At 67.3% G+C, this 19,901-nt stretch carries 21 protein-coding genes; 6 read left to right on the top strand and 15 right to left on the bottom strand.

Annotated features, from left to right (window positions below):
• Positions 1–14 precede the first annotated feature (14 nt).
• The 5 genes from BLW05_RS17695 to BLW05_RS17675 all read right to left on the bottom strand — a co-directional run bounded on the left by BLW05_RS17695 (position 15) and on the right by BLW05_RS17675 (position 5,609).
• Complete coding sequence (locus BLW05_RS17695) at positions 15–1,199, bottom strand: ABC transporter substrate-binding protein (RefSeq protein WP_093164641.1); 1,185 nt, start codon at positions 1,197–1,199, stop codon at positions 15–17.
• Positions 1,200–1,267: 68 nt separating this feature from the next.
• A complete protein-coding gene (locus tag BLW05_RS17690) occupies positions 1,268–2,503 on the bottom strand; it encodes an NAD(P)/FAD-dependent oxidoreductase (protein WP_093164639.1) in 1,236 nt (411 codons plus the stop codon).
• The gene (locus BLW05_RS17685; RefSeq protein WP_093164638.1) at positions 2,503–2,826 is read right to left on the bottom strand and encodes a 2Fe-2S iron-sulfur cluster-binding protein; all 324 of its coding nucleotides are present in this window, start codon (positions 2,824–2,826) and stop codon (positions 2,503–2,505) included. Before BLW05_RS17685 ends, BLW05_RS17690 begins: the two co-directional genes overlap by 1 nt.
• A 9-nt stretch (positions 2,827–2,835) precedes the next feature.
• Complete coding sequence (locus BLW05_RS17680; RefSeq protein ID WP_093164636.1) at positions 2,836–4,275, bottom strand: glutamine synthetase family protein; 1,440 nt, start codon at positions 4,273–4,275, stop codon at positions 2,836–2,838.
• Positions 4,276–4,286: 11 nt separating this feature from the next.
• Positions 4,287–5,609, bottom strand: coding sequence for an aromatic ring-hydroxylating dioxygenase subunit alpha (locus tag BLW05_RS17675; RefSeq protein WP_093164635.1), 1,323 nt, complete (start codon positions 5,607–5,609; stop codon positions 4,287–4,289).
• A gap of 298 nt (positions 5,610–5,907) precedes the next feature.
• Here BLW05_RS17675 and BLW05_RS17670 point away from each other — a divergent pair, with 298 nt between their 5' ends.
• The gene (locus BLW05_RS17670) at positions 5,908–6,642 is read left to right on the top strand and encodes a GntR family transcriptional regulator (protein ID WP_093164633.1); all 735 of its coding nucleotides are present in this window, start codon (positions 5,908–5,910) and stop codon (positions 6,640–6,642) included.
• Positions 6,643–6,658: 16 nt separating this feature from the next.
• Here BLW05_RS17670 and BLW05_RS17665 read toward each other — a convergent pair whose 3' ends face one another.
• A complete protein-coding gene (locus tag BLW05_RS17665) occupies positions 6,659–7,576 on the bottom strand; it encodes a bestrophin family protein (protein ID WP_093164632.1) in 918 nt (305 codons plus the stop codon).
• 121 nt (positions 7,577–7,697) lie between these two features.
• Between BLW05_RS17665 and BLW05_RS17660 the strand changes: the two genes are divergently transcribed.
• Positions 7,698–9,110 (top strand): esterase-like activity of phytase family protein, encoded by a 1,413-nt coding sequence (locus BLW05_RS17660; RefSeq protein WP_093164630.1) that lies wholly within the window; start codon positions 7,698–7,700, stop codon positions 9,108–9,110.
• Between the two features lie 124 nt (positions 9,111–9,234).
• Here the strand turns inward: BLW05_RS17660 and BLW05_RS17655 are convergent, their stop codons facing one another.
• Together BLW05_RS17655 and BLW05_RS17650 are read right to left on the bottom strand one after the other, a co-directional pair.
• The gene (locus tag BLW05_RS17655) at positions 9,235–10,011 is read right to left on the bottom strand and encodes an SDR family NAD(P)-dependent oxidoreductase (protein WP_093164629.1); all 777 of its coding nucleotides are present in this window, start codon (positions 10,009–10,011) and stop codon (positions 9,235–9,237) included.
• Positions 10,012–10,078: 67 nt separating this feature from the next.
• Entirely contained in the window at positions 10,079–10,618 is a 540-nt protein-coding gene (locus BLW05_RS17650) for a DUF4231 domain-containing protein (protein ID WP_093164627.1), read from the bottom strand.
• 161 nt (positions 10,619–10,779) lie between these two features.
• Here BLW05_RS17650 and BLW05_RS17645 point away from each other — a divergent pair, with 161 nt between their 5' ends.
• Positions 10,780–11,634 carry a DUF2272 domain-containing protein gene (locus BLW05_RS17645; RefSeq protein WP_177142701.1) on the top strand — a complete coding sequence of 285 codons (855 nt, stop codon included), beginning with the start codon at positions 10,780–10,782 and terminating at the stop codon, positions 11,632–11,634.
• Positions 11,635–11,664: 30 nt separating this feature from the next.
• On the opposite strand, the gene BLW05_RS17640 is transcribed toward BLW05_RS17645, so the two are convergent.
• Positions 11,665–13,374 carry a tannase/feruloyl esterase family alpha/beta hydrolase gene (locus tag BLW05_RS17640; RefSeq protein ID WP_093164966.1) on the bottom strand — a complete coding sequence of 570 codons (1,710 nt, stop codon included), beginning with the start codon at positions 13,372–13,374 and terminating at the stop codon, positions 11,665–11,667.
• 243 nt (positions 13,375–13,617) lie between these two features.
• Here BLW05_RS17640 and BLW05_RS17635 point away from each other — a divergent pair, with 243 nt between their 5' ends.
• Entirely contained in the window at positions 13,618–14,100 is a 483-nt protein-coding gene (locus BLW05_RS17635) for a MarR family winged helix-turn-helix transcriptional regulator (RefSeq protein ID WP_093164624.1), read from the top strand.
• A gap of 16 nt (positions 14,101–14,116) precedes the next feature.
• Here the strand turns inward: BLW05_RS17635 and BLW05_RS17630 are convergent, their stop codons facing one another.
• Both BLW05_RS17630 and BLW05_RS17625 read right to left on the bottom strand, forming a co-directional pair.
• Positions 14,117–15,304, bottom strand: coding sequence for a cyclic nucleotide-binding domain-containing protein (locus tag BLW05_RS17630; RefSeq protein WP_093164623.1), 1,188 nt, complete (start codon positions 15,302–15,304; stop codon positions 14,117–14,119).
• A 2-nt stretch (positions 15,305–15,306) separates the two neighbouring features.
• Positions 15,307–16,506: an MFS transporter gene (locus BLW05_RS17625; RefSeq protein ID WP_218135187.1), complete on the bottom strand. Its 1,200-nt coding sequence runs from the start codon at positions 16,504–16,506 to the stop codon at positions 15,307–15,309.
• An 80-nt stretch (positions 16,507–16,586) separates the two neighbouring features.
• Here BLW05_RS17625 and BLW05_RS17620 point away from each other — a divergent pair, with 80 nt between their 5' ends.
• The gene (locus BLW05_RS17620; protein ID WP_093164620.1) at positions 16,587–17,177 is read left to right on the top strand and encodes a lysophospholipid acyltransferase family protein; all 591 of its coding nucleotides are present in this window, start codon (positions 16,587–16,589) and stop codon (positions 17,175–17,177) included.
• A 142-nt stretch (positions 17,178–17,319) separates the two neighbouring features.
• Here the strand turns inward: BLW05_RS17620 and BLW05_RS17615 are convergent, their stop codons facing one another.
• Positions 17,320–17,568 (bottom strand): DUF3297 family protein, encoded by a 249-nt coding sequence (locus tag BLW05_RS17615; RefSeq protein WP_093164618.1) that lies wholly within the window; start codon positions 17,566–17,568, stop codon positions 17,320–17,322.
• A gap of 205 nt (positions 17,569–17,773) precedes the next feature.
• Here BLW05_RS17615 and BLW05_RS36795 point away from each other — a divergent pair, with 205 nt between their 5' ends.
• Positions 17,774–17,995, top strand: a complete 222-nt coding sequence (locus BLW05_RS36795; protein ID WP_093164617.1) for a KGG domain-containing protein — start codon at positions 17,774–17,776, stop codon at positions 17,993–17,995.
• Positions 17,996–18,036: 41 nt separating this feature from the next.
• Here the strand turns inward: BLW05_RS36795 and BLW05_RS17605 are convergent, their stop codons facing one another.
• The 3 genes from BLW05_RS17605 to BLW05_RS17595 all read right to left on the bottom strand — a co-directional run bounded on the left by BLW05_RS17605 (position 18,037) and on the right by BLW05_RS17595 (position 19,901).
• Positions 18,037–18,264: a hypothetical protein gene (locus BLW05_RS17605; protein ID WP_093164615.1), complete on the bottom strand. Its 228-nt coding sequence runs from the start codon at positions 18,262–18,264 to the stop codon at positions 18,037–18,039.
• A 115-nt stretch (positions 18,265–18,379) separates the two neighbouring features.
• Positions 18,380–19,255, bottom strand: a complete 876-nt coding sequence (locus BLW05_RS17600; RefSeq protein WP_093164614.1) for a 2OG-Fe(II) oxygenase — start codon at positions 19,253–19,255, stop codon at positions 18,380–18,382.
• A gap of 1 nt (position 19,256) precedes the next feature.
• Positions 19,257–19,901, bottom strand: a complete 645-nt coding sequence (locus tag BLW05_RS17595; RefSeq protein ID WP_177142698.1) for a hypothetical protein — start codon at positions 19,899–19,901, stop codon at positions 19,257–19,259.

Raw genomic sequence — 19,901 nt, 5'->3', positions numbered from 1 at the left:
TGGTAGCGGTGGACTTACTGGGCTTCCTTCGCGGGATCCTTGACGCGATCGAACTTGTCGAATTCCACGTTCACCAGCTTGCCACCCACCTTCTCGACCTTGCGGATGTAGACCGTCTGCACGATGTCGCGCGTGGCCGCATCGATCTCGATCGGGCCGCGCGGGCTCTCGAACGACAGGCCCTTGAGGGCCTGCATCACCTTGTCGCCCGAGGCGTCGCCCTTGGTCTTCGCCAGCGCCAGATCGATGGCTGCCATGGCGTCGTAGGCCGTCACCGCGAAATAGTTCGGACGCAGCGAGGTGCCGAACTGCGCCTCGAAGTCCTTCACGAACTTCTGGTTCTTGGTGCTGGGGTGCGCGTACGAATAGTGGTGGCTGGTGACCAGGCCCATCGCCACGTCGCCCGTGACTTCCATGAAGCTGTCATCGGTGGCCTCGCCGGTGGCGAAGAGCTTGATCCCGGCTTCCTCCATGCCGCGTTCCTTCCAGACCTTGAGGAAGGCCGGAGGCATCACGCCCGAGGGGAAGAAGAAGAACACCGACTGCGGCTTGGCATCCTTGATGCGCTGCACGTAGGCCGAGAAGTCCGGGTTGTTCATCGGCGTGCGCACCTCGCCGACCACCTTGCCGCCGCCCGCCGCAAAGGCCTTCTTGAACGCGGTCTCCGCGTCCTGGCCCGACGCATAGTCGGCCACCACCGTGTAGGCCTCCTTGACGCCTTGCTTGAGCATGTAGCGCGCCATCGGATCGGTCACCTGCTGCACCGTGAAGGACAGGCGCGCGATGTAGGGCGAGCTGCCGGTGATCGCGGAGGACGCCGCGTTCATCACGATGGTGGGGATCTTGGCCTGCGTGGCGACCGCGCCGACGGCATAGGCGTTCGGGCTGAAGTCCAGCCCGGTCAGCACGCTGACCTTGTCGCGCACGACCAGCTCCTGTGCGATGCGCTTGGCGGCATCGGGCGCCGGTCCTGCGGTGTCCTTCTTGATGATCTCGACGGGGCGGCCCGCGATCTTGCCGCCGTGCTCCTTGAGGTAGAGCGCCACGCCCGCGTCGAACTGGCGGCCGTAGTCGGCGTAGGGGCCGGAGTAGGTGGCGATCAGGCCGATCCGCAGCGCGTCCTGCGCCAACGCAGGTCCGTGTGCAGCGGCGCAAGCCAGGATGGCTGCACCCAACAATGTTCTCTTGGTCATCTTCATCGAGGAACTCCTAGGGTTGACCGGCGAGCCGGTGGAAATCTGGTGTCGGGGAACCGGCGGGCGCCGGCTCATCCCTGAAAGGTCTTGAGGTCGAAGGACTCGTCCCGCAGTTGCCGTGGGTCGATCCGCGCGCGACGCGCGATCAGCTTCCGCCCCAGCATGTGTTCGGCCGGCCGGTTCACCGAGTGCGCTGCCACGACCGCGCCATCGCGCAGGTAGAAGAGGCTGAACCAGTCCGCCTGCAGGTCGCCGCGCGCGACGACTTCATCGCCGGGCATCGGAAGACCCGCCATCTGCAGCTTGAGGTTGTGCTGGTCGCTCCAGAACCACGGCACGCCTTCGAAGGGTTGAGGCCTGCCCGCCAGCGCACTCGCGGCTGCGCGCGCGCCGTCATTGGCCGCCTGGATGGATTCCAGCCGGATGCGCGCGGGTGCTCCGGGATTCGTCGGCGCTTCGGTATTGGCGACGTCGCCAACGGCAATGACGTTCGGTGCGCTGGTGCGTCCCAGTGCATCGGTGAGGATGCCGTTGTCGCAGGCAATGCCCGCTCGCTGCGCCAGCTCGACATTGGGCTGCACGCCGATGCCGAGGACGACCATGTCGCAGTCGATGCGAAGGCCATCGTCCAGTTCGACGTATTCGACGCGACCGGAGGCACCGCCCAGGGCCCGCACGCCGCGGCCGAGAACGAGGTCCACATGGCGCTGGCGATGGGCGTCGGCGAGGTACTCCGACATGAGCGGCGGAAAGCTGCGCGCGAGCAGCCGCGGCTGGCTCTCGACGACGGTCACCGCGGCACCTCGTGCCGCCAGCGCCGACGCGACCTCCAGGCCGATGAAGCCACCGCCGACCACGCAGGCCCGCGTGGCCTTCGACAGCGCATCGGACACGCGCAACGCGTCGTCCAGCGTCCGGAGGTTGAAGACGCCGTCGAGGTCGTTGCCAGGAACTGCAAGCGGCCTGCAGCGAGCGCCCGTGGCCAACGCCAGCGAGCCGTACTTCAGGGTGCTGCCATCGTCCAGCGTCAGGGTCTGTGTTCCGGGGTCGAGTGCAGTCGCCCGATGTCCCAGGCGAAGATCGATGCCCTGTGCGCCCCAGAAGTCCGCGCCTCGCAGCGGCAGCGCGTCCAGGGACGTCTTGCCGGTCAGCACCCCTTTCGAGAGCGGCGGGCGCTGATACGGCGCATGGCGTTCGTCGCCCAGCAGGACGATGGGCGCGTCGAAGCCCAGCTCCCGGGCACTGGCGGCCAGTTGCGTGCCGGCATACGAAGCCCCGACGATGACGAGCGCGGGAGGGGCGTTCATCACACCTGGCTCTCGGGAATGCGCACGGTGAGCCCTTCGAGCGCCGGGGTGATGACGAGCTGGCAGCCCAGGCGGCTGCCGGGCAGCCGGTCGGAAGCGACGCCGTCGAGCAGTTCGTTCTCCATGTCATCGGGCGCGGGCAGCCGGTCCATGAATGCGTCTTCGACATAGACATGGCAGGTCGCGCAGGAGCAGCACCCGCCGCATTCGGCATCGATGCCGCGCACGTTGTGGTGGATCGCGGTCTCCATGACACTGGCGCCGACCTTGGCGTCGATGCTGCGCGTGCTGCCGTCCTTCAGGATGTAGTGGATCGTGGGCATGGGAAGAGCTCAGAACATGTCGAAGTACTCGCGGTGTTCCCACTCGCTGACTTCGAGGTTGAAGCGGGCGATCTCCGCCTCCTTGATGTGGCAGTAGTACTCGACGAAGCGCGTGCCGAGTTGCTCCGCCAGCACGGTGTCGGCACGCAGCGCGGCGAGCGCATCGCCCAGCGAACGCGGCAGTTGGTCGGCGGGTGTTTCGTAAGGGGCGTCTGCCGACGGTCCCGGGTCGAGTTGCCGCCTCATGCCGTCGAGCCCCGAGAAGATCTGCGACGCGAGGTACAGGTACGGATTGGCCGTCGGCTCGCCCACGCGGTTCTCGATGCGCGTCGCGTTCTGGCCGGCCCCGCCGAGCACCCGCAGCATGGCGCCGCGGTTGTCGCGCGCCCAGATCGCGCGGTCGGGCGCCAGCGAGAAGGGCCGGTAGCGGCGGTAGCCGTTGATGGTGGGACTGGCCAGGGGCGCGGCGCCGCGCGCATGCGCCTTGAGACCCGCCAGGTAGTGCATGCCCAAGGGACTCAGCGCAGTGGCGTCGTCCTGCGGCACGAAGGCGTTGCGGCCATCCGGTTTGCTGCGCAACGACTGGTGCAGGTGCCAGCCGCTGGACATCACGTTGGGAATGCGCGGCCGGCACATGAAGGTCGCGTGGTATCCGTGACGCTGGCAGATCTGCTTGATGGCACTGCGCAACAGCACCATCGTGTCTGCAGGCACGAGGCCCGCGGTCGGCCCGAACACCAGCTCGAACTGGCTGGGACCGAACTCGATTTCCAGCGAGAGCAGCGGAAGCCCCAGCGCGATCAGCTGCGAGCGCAGGAGCTCCATGAGCGGCTCCACGCGGTCGTAGCGCAGCTCGGTCAGGTATTGATGGCCCTGCGTCAGCAGCGACACACGCGGCGGCTCACCGGGTTGCCCGGCATGCTCGAGGCGCAGGCTCGGGTCGTCGAGCTTGAACACATGGAACTCGACTTCGAGGCCGGCGACGAACTCCAGGCCCATGGCATCCAGCTCGCCGACGGCACGCTGCAGGATCTGCCGTGTGCCGAACAGGCAGGGCTTGCCGTCCGTGGTGAAGGCATCGCACAGCACCCAGCCGGTGCGTGGCGACCATGGAAGCACGCGAAAGGTGCCCGGGTCCGGCACGATCTTGAAATCCGCGCCGCCTTGCATGCCGGGGTTGTCGAAGCCGCCGCCGGCCGAGAACACCGGGAAGACCGTCCTGTGGGACGTGTCCTTGGCCAGCAGGGTGGACGTCAGGTTGACCCCTTCCAGCAGCGCATCCACTGCAGCACTTGCGACCAGCGTCTTGCCCCGCAGCATGCCGTGCTGATCGGGCCAGGCGAAGCGGACCACATCCACTTCGCCTGACTTGAGACGGGCGATGACCTCGTGCGCCTGCTTGTGCTGGTCCGCGGACCAGAGGCCGAAGCGTTCGACAAAGCTTTCCATGATCGGCGTGCTCAGGCGGACAGGCGTGCGGAAGCCCAGTCGCTGCTCCGGCGCCGCGCGAGGTCGGCGTCGTGGCAGTACGTCTCGACGTTGGCGGTGCTCGCCACGCCATCGATGGACGGCGGACCGGTGAGCGCGCTCGCCTGTTCGGCGCTGGGCTGCATCGGAGCCGCGTCGCCGGCCATCGTGCTGTCGATGGCTTCGAGCAGCATGCGGCGATAGGCAACGATGCCCTTGTCGGTGGTGCCGAGGTGCTCGCGGGTTCGGTTCTGGATCGGCCCCATGGACTCGCACGCCCACTGGTCGTGCACGTTGATGTCCATGCCCATGCCGGTGTAGGTCTGGCTCTGCTGCTCCTCGACGCTGTAGCCGTAGTTGTTGCGCTTGTTCTTGCGCGAGGTGTATTCGGGCAACTCGATCGTGCCCAGGCGCTGCTCGCGCATCTGCTGCTTGTCGACCGGGCCGGTGAAGCTGGTGAAGATCGCATACCAGTAGCAGTGCGTGTCGTCCACCGGCACATGCCATTGGGAGATCGTCATCTCGCTGCTCATCGGGATCACGAAGGCCTGCGGAAAAACGACGTTGGTGACGCGCACGTGTGTCTGCTCTTCGGAGAGCTTGCGCAGCGTGGTCAGTTGCATGCCGTAGGGCGCAGGTGCGACGCGGATCTCCGGGCAGTCGTACTCGCGCAGCACTTGGGTGATCGCCATCTTGGAATCGGCGGACGCGCCCCTGAACTGCTTGCCGTAGCTCTCGGACGTGTCCTCGTCCTCGAAGAAGCGATGCAGAAACGAGGCGTGCGCGGGGTCCATGCCGACTTCGAGCGCCTGCAGCCAGTTGCACTCCCACAGTCCCTTGAAGGCGAAGGTGTGGCTGTCGGGTGCGACGAAGCAGTCGAAGTCCGGGAAGGCCGGGGGCTCGCCTTCGCCGATGTATGCAAAGACGACCCCACTCTTCTCGACCACCGGGTAGGCCGACTGCTGGATCCGCGTGCAGAGCTTGCTGCCCGCCGGTTCGGCCGGCGTTTCCAGGCATTGGCCGGTGGCATCGAACAGCCAGCCGTGGAATGCGCAGCGCAGGCCGCCGCTTTCCAACCGGCCGAAGGCGAGGTCGGCCCCGCGGTGGGGGCAGTCGCGATCGAGCATGCCGAGCTTGCCTTGCGGGTCGCGGAAGAGGACGAAGTCCTGGCCCATCAGCTTCACCGGCTTGAGGGGACGCGGCCCCTTCAACTCCTCGGCCAGGGCCACGGGTTGCCAGTAGCGGCGAAGCAGCTTGCCCGCCGGCATATCGGGCCCGACGCGGGTCATCAGGTCATTCTTTTCAGCGCTGATCATGTGGGACTCCTAGAAATTGGCATGGTCTGCACGCGATTGCATGCAATGGCACGCATTGTTCTTCCGGAGATTGACGCAAGTCAATAAACGAGGCGGTTCGAGCACCCGAAATAGCGGGTAAACACCTACTTTCGTTTGCCTTCTTGCCCTCATAGGTCACCTTTTCTTGGTGCGCAACTGTCGAATTCACTCGTCATGCGTCCATGTGCATGCATTAAACGGGCCAGATACGCTTTCTTGCGTGCGAAGGAAGGCGCGCAGATACAATGAGCCGTCTTGATTGCATGCAGCCGCCGATATGGACTCTCAACAATCCCGGGTCTTGGTACAGCTGCGGGACATGATCCTCAAGGGCGAGTTCGTCCCCGGGGAACGTCTTGCGGAGATCCCCCTTGCCGAACGAATGGGCGCGTCGCGCACGCCGGTGCGGCTCGCCCTGGGCAGCCTGGAGCACGAAGGGCTGATCGAGCCGTCGCCCGCCGGCGGCTACCAGATGCGGCGCTTCACATCACGCGAGATCGCCGACGCGATCCGGGTGCGCGGCGTCATCGAGGGCTTCGCGGCCCGCCTGCTCGCTGAAGAAGGCGCGCCGCGCCAGCTGCTGCGGGACCTGAACGAGTGTCTCGATGCCGGCGACAAGGCGGTGAACAAGCCCCAGATGGAACTGGACGACTACGCGGCGTATGTCGAGATGAACGACACCTTCCATCGGCTCATCATCGACGGCTGCGGCAATTCGACGCTGAAGCGAATCATGGAACTGCTGGTGGGGCAGCCGTTTGCGTCGCCCAGCGCCATGCTGCCGATGCAGTCGTCCATGGAAGAAGGCCAGCAGTGGATGCAGCAGGCCCATCGCCAGCATCACGCGCTCGTCCAGGCGATCGAGCGGGGCCAGGGATCCCGGGCGCAAGCCCTGGGCGAAGAACACGTCGAGATCGCGCGCATGAATCTCGACTACGCGCTGGACCGGCCGGAGCTGGCGGCGGAGCTCATGCCGGGCATCCGCCTCGTGGCCGCAAAGGGCCGAAGCTGAACGCGGACGGCGGCGGCTAAGTCTGGATGAACCCGCCCGGCGGCAGGCCGGAGGGCTGCTGCGGCTGCGCCTCGCCCATCATTTCGCGCAGCGTCGATTCGATCATGTCCGACATCGCATCGAGCGCGAGGTCGTTCGGCTCGGTGCCGAAGGGCTCCTCGATCTCGGCGCTCAGGGCTTCGAGCGCGAAGAAGGTGTAGGCGATGAACGCCACGATCACCGGCGTCATCGGCCCGATCGCATCCACCAGCCCGAAGGGCAGCAGCACGCAATACAAGTAGATCGTGCGGTGGATGATCACCGAGTAGGTGAACGGGATCGGCGTGCTCGCGATGCGCTCGCAGCCGCCCAGGGCTTCGGTCAGACGCCCGAGCGGCACTTCCATCGCCTGCACCAGCGCGGGTGAGACCTGCCCTGCCCTGAGTCGATCAGCCAGCCACTCGCCCGACATGAGCAGCAGCTTCGCCGGCTTGTAGCGCGTGGCCTGCACGCGGGCGCAATCCTGCGGCGCGAGCAATCGTTCCAGATCGGCCTTCGCATCGGTCGTGCGCAACTGATGCCGCAGCGCATGCACGAAAGCGATCAGCCGCGCGGTGAGCGTCGGCACGTCCGATGGCGAATCAACGAGCGTCAGCGCCTGCCGCACCAGCACGCGCGTCTCGTTGAGCAGCGTGCCCCAGAGCGTGCGCGCCTCCCAGTAGCGCGCATAGCTCGTGCTGTTGCGAAAGCCCAGGAAGATCGCCAGCGTCAGCCCGATCAGCGAGAACGGCACGAAGTTGAGCGGGATCTTCCAGGCGAACACGCGGCCGTGCAGCACGGTGACCAGAACCGCGAAAGCGGTCGTCCCGATCAGCTGCGGCAGGATCACCGGCAACACCGAGCCCCGCCAGACGAAGAGCATGCGAAACCAGTTCGGGCGCGGGCGGACGATCATGCGCCCGATTCTCCGGCCAATCGCGCATGTGCAGGCCTGCAGGACAACGCGGCGCACTGCCGTCATATTTCTGTCACCCAGACTCATGACCATGCGACTTTTGTTTACACGAGGAGCTGCCATGAATTGGAGGAAGGGTCTGTTCGCTGCCACCTGTGTCGCGAGCGCTCTGGCATGTACCACCGCCCAGGCGATCGATCTGATCGCCATCGGCACCTTGCCCGGAAACGGCACCGACCATTCGGGCCAGAGCCAGTTGCTCGAGAACGGCGTGCGCGCCGACCTGCTCGGCGGCATCGGCTCGGGCCTGGCCTGGGCCGGCGGCAGCACCTTCCTGGCGCTGCCGGACCGCGGCCCCAATGCGGTCGCCTGGAACGCCACCGTCGACAACACGACCAGCTACATTCCGCGCTTCCACACGCTGCACCTGCACCTGAAGCGCCAGCCGGACAGCGCCACCGGGCTCCCCTTCACGCTGCAGCCGGTGCTTGCGCAGACCACGCTGCTGTATAGCCGCGAGCGCCTGCACTACGGCGGCGCGGTGGCCGGCTTCGGCGCCACTCCGGCGAGCAACACGCGCGGGCACGACTACTTTTCTGGCCGCTCGGACAACTTCGATGCCGCCACTGCCTCGTCGGACGCGCTGGACGCGCGGCTGGACACGGAAGGCATCCGCCTATCGCGCGACGGCAAGAGCGTGTTCATCTCCGACGAATACGGGCCCTACCTCTACCAGTTCGACCGCCGCACGGGCGAACGCCTGCGCGTGTTCACGCTGCCTGCGATCCTGGCGGTGAGCCACAAGTCGCCGATGGGTGCCACGGAGATTTCCGGCAACACCTCGGGCCGCGTGGCAAACAAGGGCATGGAAGGCCTTGCCATCTCGCCGGACGGCAAGACGCTGTTCGGCTTCATGCAGAGCCCGCTGATCCAGGACGGCGGGGACGGAGGCCGTGCCAACCGCATCGTCGCGGTGGACATCAAGACCGGCGCGACATCGCAGTACGCCTACGACAACTACCTGACCGACAAATCGAAGGCCTATAACAGCAGCGAGTTGCTCGCGCTCAACGAGCATGAGCTGCTCGTGCTCGAACGCGACGGCAAGGGCCTCGGGGATGACAGCAATGCCGATGTGAAGCGGATCTACAAGGTCGACATCCAGGGCGCCGCCGATGTCTCGGGCCTGAGCGGGCAGGCTGCGCTCCTGCAGAAGGCGGCCCCGAAGACCCTGTTCCTCGACATCGCCGCGGCCCTGAAGGCGTACGGCCTGACCGCCGCGCAGATCCCCGCCAAGCTCGAGGGCATGGCCTTCGGCGAAGACGTGTTCGTGGATGGCGTGACGAAGCACACGCTGTACATCGCTAATGACAACGACTTCCTCGCCACGACGCCCGGCGGGCTCGCCAATCCGAACCAGTGGTTCGTCTTCGCCTTCACCGACGCCGACCTGGGCGGCTCGCTGTTCGTCAATCAGCGCCTGGGAGACGAGCACGGCCGCCGCGGGAACGACGAAGACGACGACAGGCAATAGGCGCACGCGCAACCTCCATCGGCATTTGCCTTCGGACGTATAAAGCGCGCCGGAGAAGCGCGCCCCTTGGAAACCGCCAAGGGCCTCTGGGGCATCTACGCGACCTTCTCGGTCGTGTGCCGGCTCAGCAGGTCACGCCGCCGTCGATGACGAGGCTCTGCCCCGTCATGAACGCGCCGGCCTTCGATGCCAGGAACACCGCGGCGCCGGCGATCTCGTCGGGCTCGCCGATGCGGCGCAGCGGCGTGGTCGAGGTGCGGCGCTGCAGGGTCTCCGGATCGTCCCAGAGCGCGCGTGCGAAATCGGTCTTGATGAGCCCCGGCGCGATGCAGTTCACCCGCACGTTGTGCGGTCCGTATTCGACCGCGAGATTGCGCGCGAGCTGGAAGTCGGCCGCCTTCGAGACGTTGTAGGCGCCGATCACCGGCGAGCCGCGCAGCCCGCCGATCGACGACACGATGATGATCGCGCCGTCCTTGCGCTCGATCATCTGCGGCACCGCGAAGTTGATGAGCCAGTGATTGGCGATGACGTTGTTCTCGAGGATCTTGCGGAACTGGTCGTCCTCGATGCCGCCGAGCGGGCCGTAGTAGGGATTCGACGCCGCATTGCAGACCACCACGTCCACCCGGCCGAGCTGGCGCGTGGTCTCTTCGACCAGATGGCGCAGGTCTTCCTTCGACGAGATGTTGGCGGGGATCGAGATCGCCGCGCCGCTGCCGTGCGCGGCGTTGATCGCATCGCGCACCTCGTCGCACGGCTGCGGCTTGCGCGACGAGATCACGACCTTCGCACCGTGCTCGGCCATGCGCTCGGCGATGGCGCGGCCGATGCCGCGCGACGAGCCGGTGATGATGGCGACCTTGCCGGCCAGCGAAAACAGGGGGGCGGACGTGGGCATCGGTGTCTCCTTCTCGGGTGTTGGCTTCGCCCGATTGGAACCCACCTCCCCGCCGCGCACCCGTCGCCTATTTGTCTCGCTCGCGGATGCCCTTCCAGGTCTGCTCGTACGCCTCGGTGAGCCGCTGGTACTCGGCGAAGCCGTCGCCGGCGATCTGGTCGAGGCGTGTCTCGAAGTCCGGGCTGCGCTCGGCGAACTCCAGTTTCTCCTTGAGGTCCCTCAGGTCGCTGCAGTAGGTGCGCAGCGCGATCCACAGCTCGCGCGGCGCGTAGAAGGTCTTGACCAGCGTGACCAGCGTTGCCAGGGCGCTGAGCACCAGCACCACGTTCGTCGCGACCGCGCCCAGCCCGGTGCCGCCTGCCACCTGGAAGCCGGTGATCACGGTGATGGTCGCGGACAGCAGCGCGATCGCCAGCTGGGTCACGAAGCTGTACACCCGATACCGGTTGGCGCGCGGCTCGCGGTCCCGCAGCTGCGCGTCGATCGCCTGGTAGACGTACTGCAGCTGGTTGGCCTGGGGCACGGGCGTCAGCGACGCGACGCGCTGCGGCGAGGCCTCGAGCGCGGGTTCGACCTGCTGCGGCAAGTCCGATGGATCAGCGGCCATGGACGACTCCTTCCTCGTTCCGGTCGGCCGGAAGTTCCCGCATCATCGAACCGGGCCGGAGACGGCCCAATACGCCGAACGGCCTAGGGTGGCCCGATCCGGATTGACACCCCGCCCGAATGGCTCAACGATGCCCTCCCCACCTGCGCGAGGAGACGGCGATGCAGAAGAAGGTCGGTGTCGAGGCCATCCATGTGCGTTCGGGAACCACGACGCAGGCGAACAACATCCTCGCGACGCTCGACCTCGGGCATCCGGTCGAAGACCTGGAAGACGGGCCTTCGGGCTGGATGCACGTGCGCACCGAGGTCGACGGCAAGGAGGTCGAGGGCTTCGCCGTCAGCGAGCTGCGCAAGACCGCCGCGTGGAACCCGCCGCCGCAGCCCACCTTTCGCCCCTTCGAAAGCGATGCCCGCGAAGCGCTGGCCGATGCGGCCGTCGAGCAGTGGATCCGCTTCGACCGCGGCGAGGGCCTGGAAAGCAAGGAGCCGTTCAGCAGCTTCATCGGCGCAATGTGGAAGCACTTCGGCGAGAAATTCACCGGCAAGGACCAGCAGATGCCCTGGTCGGCGGTCGCGATCTCGCTGATGGTGCGCAATGCCGCGGCCAAGGGCTTCGCGGCCTACGGCAACTTTCCCGAATCGACCGGGCATGCGCGGTACATCTGGTCGTCGATCCGCGCGATGGCGAGCGGCGACACGGCAGCCACCTTCTGGGGCGTGCGCCGCAACAACCAGAAGCCGCTGGTCGGCGACATCATCGCGAACTGGCGCAACGATCCGCACAGCTACGACCAGTTCCTGGCCGCGCAGTCGAACCCCGAGTGGCCGAGCCACACGGACATCGTGGTGGCAGTGGGGCCGAACATGTGCCTGGCCATCGGCGGGAACGTCCGCAACACCGTCTACGCCACGCGCTACCAGCTCGACAACAGCGGCTTTCTGTCGCCGAACCAGCGCGTCGCCGACGGCAAGCCCGTCGGCGAGGTCATTGCGCTGATGTCGAACCGGGCCTGACCCAGGCTGCTGGAGCGCCATGCGGCAGGACTATTGGCAGGCGAAGTTCTCGGCCTTCTCGATGTCGCCGCTGCCCTTGTAGCGCGCCACCTTCGGATAGGCGCACAGCGGACGGGTCCGGTCGGGCGCCCAGGTCGCGGGCACATCGGCGTTCACGCCGCCCACGTTGCCGGTGCCACGCGCGGAAGCGACGACGGAATCCGCGGCCTGGCCCTTCTCCACCCAGTTGACCAGCGGCGTGAGCATGTCGAACTGATCGGTCGTCGGGCCGCCGCTGCAGTGGTTCATGCCCGGCACGCGATAGAAGCGCGCGAAGTTCGAGGCATCGCCGCCGTTGGCCGCCATGAGCTGGTCGTACCAGTGTTGCGTGTCGTCGCTCGAGAAGATCGGATCGCTGGTGCCGTGATAGACCATCGCCTTCGCGCCGCGCTTCTTCAGCTTGCTGAGGTCCGTCGGGTTCGGCGGCGTCATGAAGGACAGCGAGTTCTCGGTGTAGAGCGAGTCGGTGGACGTGATCTTCGCGAGGATCGTGTCGATGTTCGAGGTGAGCGTGAAGGTTGGACCGTCGAAGCCCGTCTGGCTCGCCGGCGGCACCTGCCAGATAAAGGCGACCGCGCCCGAGTCGAGGTTGAGCGAGTTGCTGAACTTCCAGCCGGCCCATCCAGTGGTGCCCAACCCCGCATCCCACGGGAAGCTCGAATAGAACTTCTTGCCGTTGCCGTCGAGTGCACCCGCGAAGAGCTGGCCGATGCGCTGCTTCTGGGCCGCCGAGAGGCAGGTGCCGTCGCGCGAACCGCTGCAGGTCGGCACGTCGCGGTCGAGGTTGAACGCCGCCTGGCAGGCGCCGGTGTCCTGCACCAGCCCGTCGGCCGCGCCGTCGAGCGCATCGCACTTGGCGAGCACCGCGTTCGACACCAGCGTCCGCTCGGCCGGGGTGAAGCCGGTGCCCAGGTTTGCCGCCGTCATTGCCGTCGTGTCGGCGAGCGCGTGGTAGTTCTGCGCGCCGACGATGTTGGCAGCGGCCGCGAGCGGCAGGCGGAAGCCCGGGTCGCCCACGAGGAAGCCGTCGTAGTCGTCCGGATAGCGCGACATCGCGACCATGGTGTGGCGTCCGCCGTTGGAGCACCCGCCGAAGTAAGAGCGATCCGGGCCCTTGCCGTAGGCCGACGCGATCAGCGCCTTCGCCATCGGCGTGAGCTTGGCGACGGCCTGGTAGCCGTAGTCGAGGCGCGCTTGCGGATCGAGGCCGAAGAATGGGCCGAGGGCCGCCCGATGCCCCGCGTCGGAGCTGATCACGGCAAAGCCCATGTCGAGCGCGTTGTCCAGCGCCCCGCCGCCGCCGATGCCGCCGGTCGCGGTGCTGACACTGCCGTCGATGCCGCCGTTGGCCTGATAGAAGAAGCGGCCGTTCCAGTTCGTGGGCAGCCGCATCTCGAAGCCGACGGCATAGCTCTGTCCATCCGTGCCGGTGCGCGGGTACATCGAGCCCGACACCTGGCAATGCGCAGCGACCGGTTTGCCCGCCACGGTCAGCGTGCCGGCCGTGATCGAGTTGGCCACAGTGATCGTGGTGTTCGCGAAAGTGAAGCCGGCGAGCGAGGCGCAGTCCTTGAGCGTCGCGCCGACCGCGGCCCCGAGGACAGGCAATGTCTCGACTGCCGGCGTGGTCGTCGTGCCGCCCGAGGCCGGCGGCGTGCTGCTGCCGCTCGATGTCGGCGTACCGGCCGACTGGGTTGGAATGAAGCTGCTGCCACCACCACCGCAGGCGGCAAGCAACGTGGCGACGAGGGCCAGGGATGCTGCTGATGTTGTCTTCAAGTATGTCTCCTCCGACGCATGCACGGGCGTCAACTAGTTAATCTAATTAACTATGACTGGTAACCAATCTATCGTTTACACCCAGTCTGCCGCGGTGTAGGTGGAGACCCCCAGTGAATAACGTTCATCAAAAGAACAAACAGGCGCAAAGCCACAATAAGGCCGATGCCCAGGAACAAAAACGCCCCCCTTGATGCCACGCCCGCGGGCCGGCTGGTCGAAGCCTCGCTGCACCGGGTGTTCGGCTATCAGCTCGCGCAGGCGACCATCGTCACGGATGCGGTCTTCGCCGAGCAGGTGGGCGGGCCTCACGAGCTGCGGCCGGTGGAATACACCGTGCTCGCGCTGATCCACGAGAACCCGGACGTGTCGGCTGCACGGCTCGCGAAGGCGCTCGCGGTGACCGCGCCCAACATCGCCGCGTGGATCGACCGCCTCGAGAAGCGCGGCCTGATCCGCCGCATTCCGCACGCGACCGATCGGCGCGCGCAGCACCTGCGCACCACGCCGGCGGGCGCGACGCTGGTGACCAAGGCCACGCAGTCGGTGCTCAAGGGCGAGGAAGAGGCGCTCGCATCGCTCACGCAGGGCGAGCTCATGATCCTGATCGAGCTGCTGCACAAGGTCGCGAACTGCCGCCGCGCCTGAGGCCGCCGGGGCGGCGCTACTGCAGCACGCCGAGATCCACTACTTCGAAGGCCCAGAACCCCAGCAGCACGTGGGACACCGACACGCCGACGAGCCCGCCCTGCCGCGCATAGAGCCAGCCCCAGAACAGCCCCGCGACGAAGGCGACCACCGCCAGCCCCGGCGACACATACAGGTGCGCGGCCGAGAAGATGATGTTCGCGCCGACGATCGCCAGCCAGGTGCTCCAGCGGCCGGTGAGGAAGTGCGACAGCGGCCCCTGCACGCCGCCGCGATAGATCAGCTCCTGGAACGGCGCGAAGACCACGTAGGCCGCGGCCAGCCACGGATTGAAGCCATTCCCTGGTGACGAGGGCGAGAACATCTGGATGAGCGGCTGCCCGTGCATCGCCGGCACCCAGGTCACCAGCGCGAGCTTCAGCAGCACGGTGGCGGCCATCAGCGGCAGGGTGAAGAGCACCGCCTCGCGCACATGCGGGCCGGCGTTCTCGGTCGTCAGCCCGAAGAAGCGCGGCGGATAGCGCGACACGCGCACGAAGACGAAGAGGATCGCGCAGCACACGAAGATCGCCGGCACGGTGACGAACTCGCTGTGGCCGAAGGTCTCCTTCACCCGCATCGCGGTGCCGAGCACCCACGTGTACAGCGTGTAGGCCATGATCAGCAGCAGCGTGAAGCGGCCCATCACCGCGCGGGTGCGCTCCTGCGCCAGGATGCGGTCGGCGGCGGCCGCGGCGTTGGCGCTGGTCACCCGCAGGCGTTCGGCCACGAGCGCGCCGATGTCCATCAGCACCGGCACCAGCGAGGGCCGCGATTCGGCCAGGTGGACGATGTCGGACAGCGGCAGCGAAAGGCCGCGCACCGGGCCCTCGGCGCGCACCGTGGCCGAGCGGGGCACGATGTCGAACAGCGCCATCTCGCCGATCGAATCGCCGGGCCCGACGCGGTTGATGAGGTGCTCGTCGCCGTTCGCGCCGCGCTTGAGCACCTGCGCCTGGCCGTGCTCGATGACGAGCAGCTCTTCCGGCGTGTCGCCTTCGCGCACGAGATCCACGCCGTCCGCGTAGTCGACCCAGCGGGTGCTGCGGGCGAGCGCCACGAGGTCGGCGGCGCTGCATCGGCGGAAGATCGCGCAGCGGCCGAGGAGCGCCCGGGCGCTGTCCTCGAGCCCGGCGGTGTTCGCGGTATCGGCGTGGCGGGTCATCGTCACGTGGCCGCCCTGTCCTGCCGCGGCAGCCGAAGAACCGCCGGTGCGCAGAGCAACATCAGCGCGCAAACCACGGACAGGGCTGTTTCGATGGCCGTGCGCGCATCCGCGCCCCGCCCCGCGATGTGGCCGACCGCGACGCTGCCGGCCAGCAACCCGACATCGGTCAGCCACGCCACCGCACCCTGCGCCAGCCCCTGCGCATCGCGCGGCAGCGCACGCGCGGCGGCATAGCGCAGCGGCCCGCCCGAAAGCATGCCGATGCCGAAACCCAGTGCCGCGCCGCCCGCCATGAAGAAGCCCGGCCCCGCGGGCGCGGCCACGACCAGCAGCACGCCCGCGATCGCGCTCGCGAAGCCGGTGATGACCAGCGGGCGCGATCCCAAGCGGTCGAGCCAGCGGATCACGCAGGCGGTGGCGAACAGGCCGCCCAGCAGCAGCGGCACCATCAGCGGCGCGGTGGCGGTCATGCCCAGCCCCATCCGCGTGGCCGCGACCGTCGGCATCCACACGAGCGCGGACTGACCGGCGCCGGTGCCCAGCGCCAGCAGGATGGTGGGAAGCATCGGCCGGCTGAAGGCCAGCCACCACGGTGCCGAGCGATCCGTGTCATGCGATGCCGGCGAGCCCGGCAGCGGCCAGGCGAGCGACAGCAATGCGAGGCAGGCGCCGAACGAGAACGCGCTGCGCCAGCCGAGTTGCAGCAGGAACGGTGTGCCGATGGTGGCTGCCACGTAGGTCAGTCCGTACGCCATCGACACCTGCCCGAGCAGACGGCCGTGCTGCTCCGGCGGCCAGTGCGTCACGATGACGGCCGCCACCAGCGGCAGCAAGGGGCCATGCGCCAACCCTTGCAGCGCCCGCGCGACCAGCACGCCGTCCGGGCTGGGTAGCACGCTGGCGAGGCCGCCTGCGACGACCGCCAGCATCAGGCAGCCGCGCAACAGCCGCGTCGCGCCCACGCGACGAACCGCCAACGCCGCCAGCGGCACCGCCACGAGCGTCGCGGCGACGAACACCGACAACAGCCATGAAGCCAGTTGCGCCGACGCGCCGGTGGAGGCACGCATCGCCGGCAGCACGTAGCTGATCGCGCCGGCCTCGAAGCCCGCGGTGATCGCTGCGCCAAGCAGCGCCACCATGCGGCGCGAGGCGTGGTCCATCGAAGCGGCGTGCATCGGGCCAACTGCCGGCGGCATTCGGGCGTCGATCTTCGGTTCCACGGGCTCGGGCATGGGGCGCAGTGTAGGGCCGGCTTCGTGCCCTATGCTTGCGGCCCATGTCCCGGACGATCTTCGACACACCGCTGCTGGAGCCCATCCTGAGGTCCACGTCCCGTAGCGTGCTGCGCGTGCTCGGCTGGAAGGTGCATGGCGAGCTGCCGCCGCGCGCGGTGCGTTGCGTCGTCATCGCGGCGCCGCACACCAGCAACTGGGACTTCCCCTTCACGCTCCTGGCGGCCTTCGCACTGCGCATGCGCATCCGCTGGATGGGCAAGGCTTCTCTGTTTCGCCGGCCTTTTGGCGGGCTCATGCGCTGGCTGGGCGGCATCCCGGTGCATCGCGAGCGATCCAACAACCTGATCGCGGCATCGGTCGAGGCGCTGAAATCCGCCCCCGGCCCGCTGCAACTGGTGGTGGCGCCCGAAGGCACGCGCAGCCGCACCCGCCAATGGAAGGCCGGCTTCCATCACATTGCACGGGGCGCCGGTTTGCCGATCCAGCTTTCCTATCTTGACTGGGGGACGCGTTCCTGCGGACTCGGCCCGCTGGTCGACCCGACCGACGACGTCGAGGGCGACATCGCCCGCATCCGGGCCTTCTACGCGCCCTTTCGCGGGCGCAACGTCGATCAGTTCGACTCGGGCTGAGGCAGCGCGACGCCGTATTTCTCGGCCCACGGGCGCAGCGCGGGCAGGATGCCTGCGTGCAGCAGCACGCCGCCACTTCGACGAGACCCGCGGCGGGAAGGCGGCGGGCGGCGGCGTCCTGCTGCATGGCGGCTCCCGGCGGCTACTTGTAGAAGACCTCGACCTTGCCCTTGAGCTTGATCAGCAGGGGCTGGCCCTTGCGATCGAGCGCCCGGCCCGCCGGAACCTTGATCCAGCCTTCGCTGATGCAGTATTCCTCGACGTCGCTGCGGTCCTTGCCGTTGAAGCGGACGCCGATGTCGTGCTCGAAGATGGCGGGGACGTGGTGCGGGCTGCGCGGATCGACCGAAAGATGATCGGGCAGCGGCGGCGTTTGTGCGGAATCGGACATCGATGAAGCTCTGGAAAAGTGAATTCGGCCCGTAGTGTGACAGTCCCCTCGTGCCAGGGGCGTGTCAAGGCTGCGTATGAATGCGCTGACAGAAGAACTGCGCGAACGCGTACAGAGGCACACCGACCGGCCGTCTTGCGCATGGGTACGAAAGACGGCAACGTTCAATGTTGAGTGACCTCTTCATCCCAGACAGGAGAACAGCATGACGTTGGACGAAGAACGCAATCCCGGCCAAACCTTGTCGCACCGCGGACGAGGCTTTGCGGCAATGGATCCGACACGACAGCGCGACATCGCCCGGGAAGGCGGACGCGCGGCACATGAGAAAGGCACTGCCCACGAGTTCACCTCTGAGGAGGCGCGGGCAGCCGGACTGAAGAGTCGCATGAATCGCCTCGCGCGCGAAGCGAACCGGCAAGGCTGACAGCCGGATTGCGGACAGCGACCGGCGAAACGGACTGGCGGTCAGTCGATCCACGGCCCGCCGAGCATCGCCTGGATGTAGGCCGCGACCTTCACGAGGTCCTCGTCGGACAGCGGCAGCGGCGGTGCGTCGACCAGATGCTCGGCCACCAGGTGCAGCTTGGCGGATGCATTGGGCGCTTCCTGCAGAAGCACCGCGATCGCTGCGGTGTGCGCGACCGCCCGCAACTCGAGCGCGCGCAGCCTTGCATTGATATCTTCCAGTTCCATTCTCTTCTCCTGTCGCGGACCAGGTTGGCACATCCGATTCTGCAGTCTGGCGCAGCCGATTGTTTCGGCAAATGCAATGCCGAATTGACCGGGAACGTCTTTTTCGCCGGCGAAGCTAGGCGGAAACGAAGCGCCGGTTGCGCATCCACTTGGTCATGACCCACTTCTCGCCCCGCGTCACTGGCGCGCTGGCATGCAGCGAGCGGGGATCGACGCGGCCGCTGTCGTCGCCGTACTCGAAGTAGCAGGCATTGCCGCAGAGCGGCGAAACCGCCAGGCCAAGCTGCGGGAACACGGTCTGACCGCCTTCGGGTGCGTCGTTGAGATAGGTCACCAGGGTACTCACGCGCTGGCCGCTGCGCGCGATGGACTCTCGGTTGGCGGCGTTGGTGGGCGCCAGGTAGTCGTGGTGGGGCTCGCTGCCCGCACCTGTCGGGTAGTGCAGCACCTGCAATCCCTCGCCGTTCTCGAGCGGCAGATTCATCAGCACCGAGAGGCGCCGGTCGAGCCGGGCAATCAATTCGTTCTCTTCCAGGCGGAAGAACATGCCCCAGCTCGTGCGCTTGTCGCTCACGATGTCGCGGCCGCTCATCGGGTCGACCAGCGTCGAGGGCTTCAGCCGCGGGCGCGCCATGTCGATCACGGCCTGGCATTCCTTGGCGTCCAGGACGTTGCCGAGCGAGGCGAAGACCGGGTCGTCGGTGCGCGAATGCACGGCGATCTCGCGATCGCTTGCCACGATGCGCGTGCCTGGGGCAAGTCGCGCAGGAGGCCTGGCAAAGGCCTCGTCCGGCAGCTCGATGCTGTCGGTCGGCATCGCTCCACCGCGCTGCCGGGCATCGACATAGGCCGCGACGATCGCTTGCGCGGCGCGCTCGTTCATTCCCTGTTTCTGCATCGTCGCAAGAAGCGCCTGCGGCGGCTGGCCGCTGTCGAGGTTGTGCGTTAGCCAGCGGCCGAGATCCGGTGAAAAGCGGACGATCGCGCTCATCTCATACCGGTCCGATCTTGGGGAGCCAGCCCCTGTCTTCGAGCGTGAAGCCCTGGCGCAATTGCACGCTGCCGGCGCCCTGGATGACCCGCGCGATCATCGGGAACACGCGCTGCGCCTCGGGGTCCTGCATCCACGGCGCGGGTTCGACCTGATAGGTGTAGCTCACCACCACTTGCGGATGCTGCGCATCCTGCGCGTCCACCTGCACACCGACGACCTTCTCGCGCTTGAGATGCGCCACGCAGAAGTCATTGGCGTGCGCCTCGCCGCCGCGCGCCGTGTACGGGTGCGGCTTGTAGAACTTGCGGCCGTTCTCGGTCAGTTCGAAGCGCTTGACGGCGCCGTCCGGGTTCTCCTTGCTCTTGGGCGCCTCGACGATGGTGCTGTGCAGGAGGCCGAGCTTTTCCATGACCGGGAACTGCACTGCACGGCGCGCGCCGGAGCCGGCCTCGGCTTCCGTCAGGTCGGCCGGCCAGTCGAACATCGAGAGGCACAGGTCGCCGCGCTGGGCCAGGTAGTCGTCCAGCGCGATGGCCATGTTCTCGGGTGTCGGCGCCTTGGCGTCGTGGACAGCGTCGCAAGCGGCCAGGGAGAAGGCTGCTGCGATACCCAGCAGAAGCTGGAGAGGAAAGCGGGTGTTCAT

It is taken from the genome of Variovorax sp. YR216 (assembly GCF_900107745.1).
Lineage (GTDB): Bacteria > Pseudomonadota > Gammaproteobacteria > Burkholderiales > Burkholderiaceae_C > Variovorax.
This window is presented reverse-complemented; position numbering and strand designations above follow the sequence as displayed.

Excerpts from the sequence above, each read along its gene's own strand:
- BLW05_RS17650 (WP_093164627.1), bottom strand. The coding sequence starts at position 10,618 with ATGGCCGCTGATCCATCGGACTTGCCGCAGCAGGTCGAACCCGCGCTC.
- BLW05_RS17625 (WP_218135187.1), bottom strand. The coding sequence starts at position 16,506 with ATGCCGCCGGCAGTTGGCCCGATGCACGCCGCTTCGATGGACCACGCC.
- BLW05_RS17660 (WP_093164630.1), top strand. The coding sequence starts at position 7,698 with ATGAATTGGAGGAAGGGTCTGTTCGCTGCCACCTGTGTCGCGAGCGCT.
- BLW05_RS17670 (WP_093164633.1), top strand. The coding sequence starts at position 5,908 with ATGGACTCTCAACAATCCCGGGTCTTGGTACAGCTGCGGGACATGATC.
- BLW05_RS17690 (WP_093164639.1), bottom strand. The coding sequence starts at position 2,503 with ATGAACGCCCCTCCCGCGCTCGTCATCGTCGGGGCTTCGTATGCCGGC.
- BLW05_RS17675 (WP_093164635.1), bottom strand. The coding sequence starts at position 5,609 with ATGATCAGCGCTGAAAAGAATGACCTGATGACCCGCGTCGGGCCCGAT.
- BLW05_RS17665 (WP_093164632.1), bottom strand. The coding sequence starts at position 7,576 with ATGATCGTCCGCCCGCGCCCGAACTGGTTTCGCATGCTCTTCGTCTGG.
- BLW05_RS17605 (WP_093164615.1), bottom strand. The coding sequence starts at position 18,264 with ATGGAACTGGAAGATATCAATGCAAGGCTGCGCGCGCTCGAGTTGCGG.
- BLW05_RS17635 (WP_093164624.1), top strand. The coding sequence starts at position 13,618 with ATGCCCAGGAACAAAAACGCCCCCCTTGATGCCACGCCCGCGGGCCGG.
- BLW05_RS17695 (WP_093164641.1), bottom strand. The coding sequence starts at position 1,199 with ATGAAGATGACCAAGAGAACATTGTTGGGTGCAGCCATCCTGGCTTGC.
- BLW05_RS17620 (WP_093164620.1), top strand. The coding sequence starts at position 16,587 with ATGTCCCGGACGATCTTCGACACACCGCTGCTGGAGCCCATCCTGAGG.
- BLW05_RS17685 (WP_093164638.1), bottom strand. The coding sequence starts at position 2,826 with ATGCCCACGATCCACTACATCCTGAAGGACGGCAGCACGCGCAGCATC.
- BLW05_RS17630 (WP_093164623.1), bottom strand. The coding sequence starts at position 15,304 with ATGACCCGCCACGCCGATACCGCGAACACCGCCGGGCTCGAGGACAGC.
- BLW05_RS17615 (WP_093164618.1), bottom strand. The coding sequence starts at position 17,568 with ATGTCCGATTCCGCACAAACGCCGCCGCTGCCCGATCATCTTTCGGTC.
- BLW05_RS17655 (WP_093164629.1), bottom strand. The coding sequence starts at position 10,011 with ATGCCCACGTCCGCCCCCCTGTTTTCGCTGGCCGGCAAGGTCGCCATC.
- BLW05_RS17595 (WP_177142698.1), bottom strand. The coding sequence starts at position 19,901 with ATGAACACCCGCTTTCCTCTCCAGCTTCTGCTGGGTATCGCAGCAGCC.
- BLW05_RS17680 (WP_093164636.1), bottom strand. The coding sequence starts at position 4,275 with ATGGAAAGCTTTGTCGAACGCTTCGGCCTCTGGTCCGCGGACCAGCAC.
- BLW05_RS36795 (WP_093164617.1), top strand. The coding sequence starts at position 17,774 with ATGACGTTGGACGAAGAACGCAATCCCGGCCAAACCTTGTCGCACCGC.
- BLW05_RS17600 (WP_093164614.1), bottom strand. The coding sequence starts at position 19,255 with ATGAGCGCGATCGTCCGCTTTTCACCGGATCTCGGCCGCTGGCTAACG.
- BLW05_RS17645 (WP_177142701.1), top strand. The coding sequence starts at position 10,780 with ATGCAGAAGAAGGTCGGTGTCGAGGCCATCCATGTGCGTTCGGGAACC.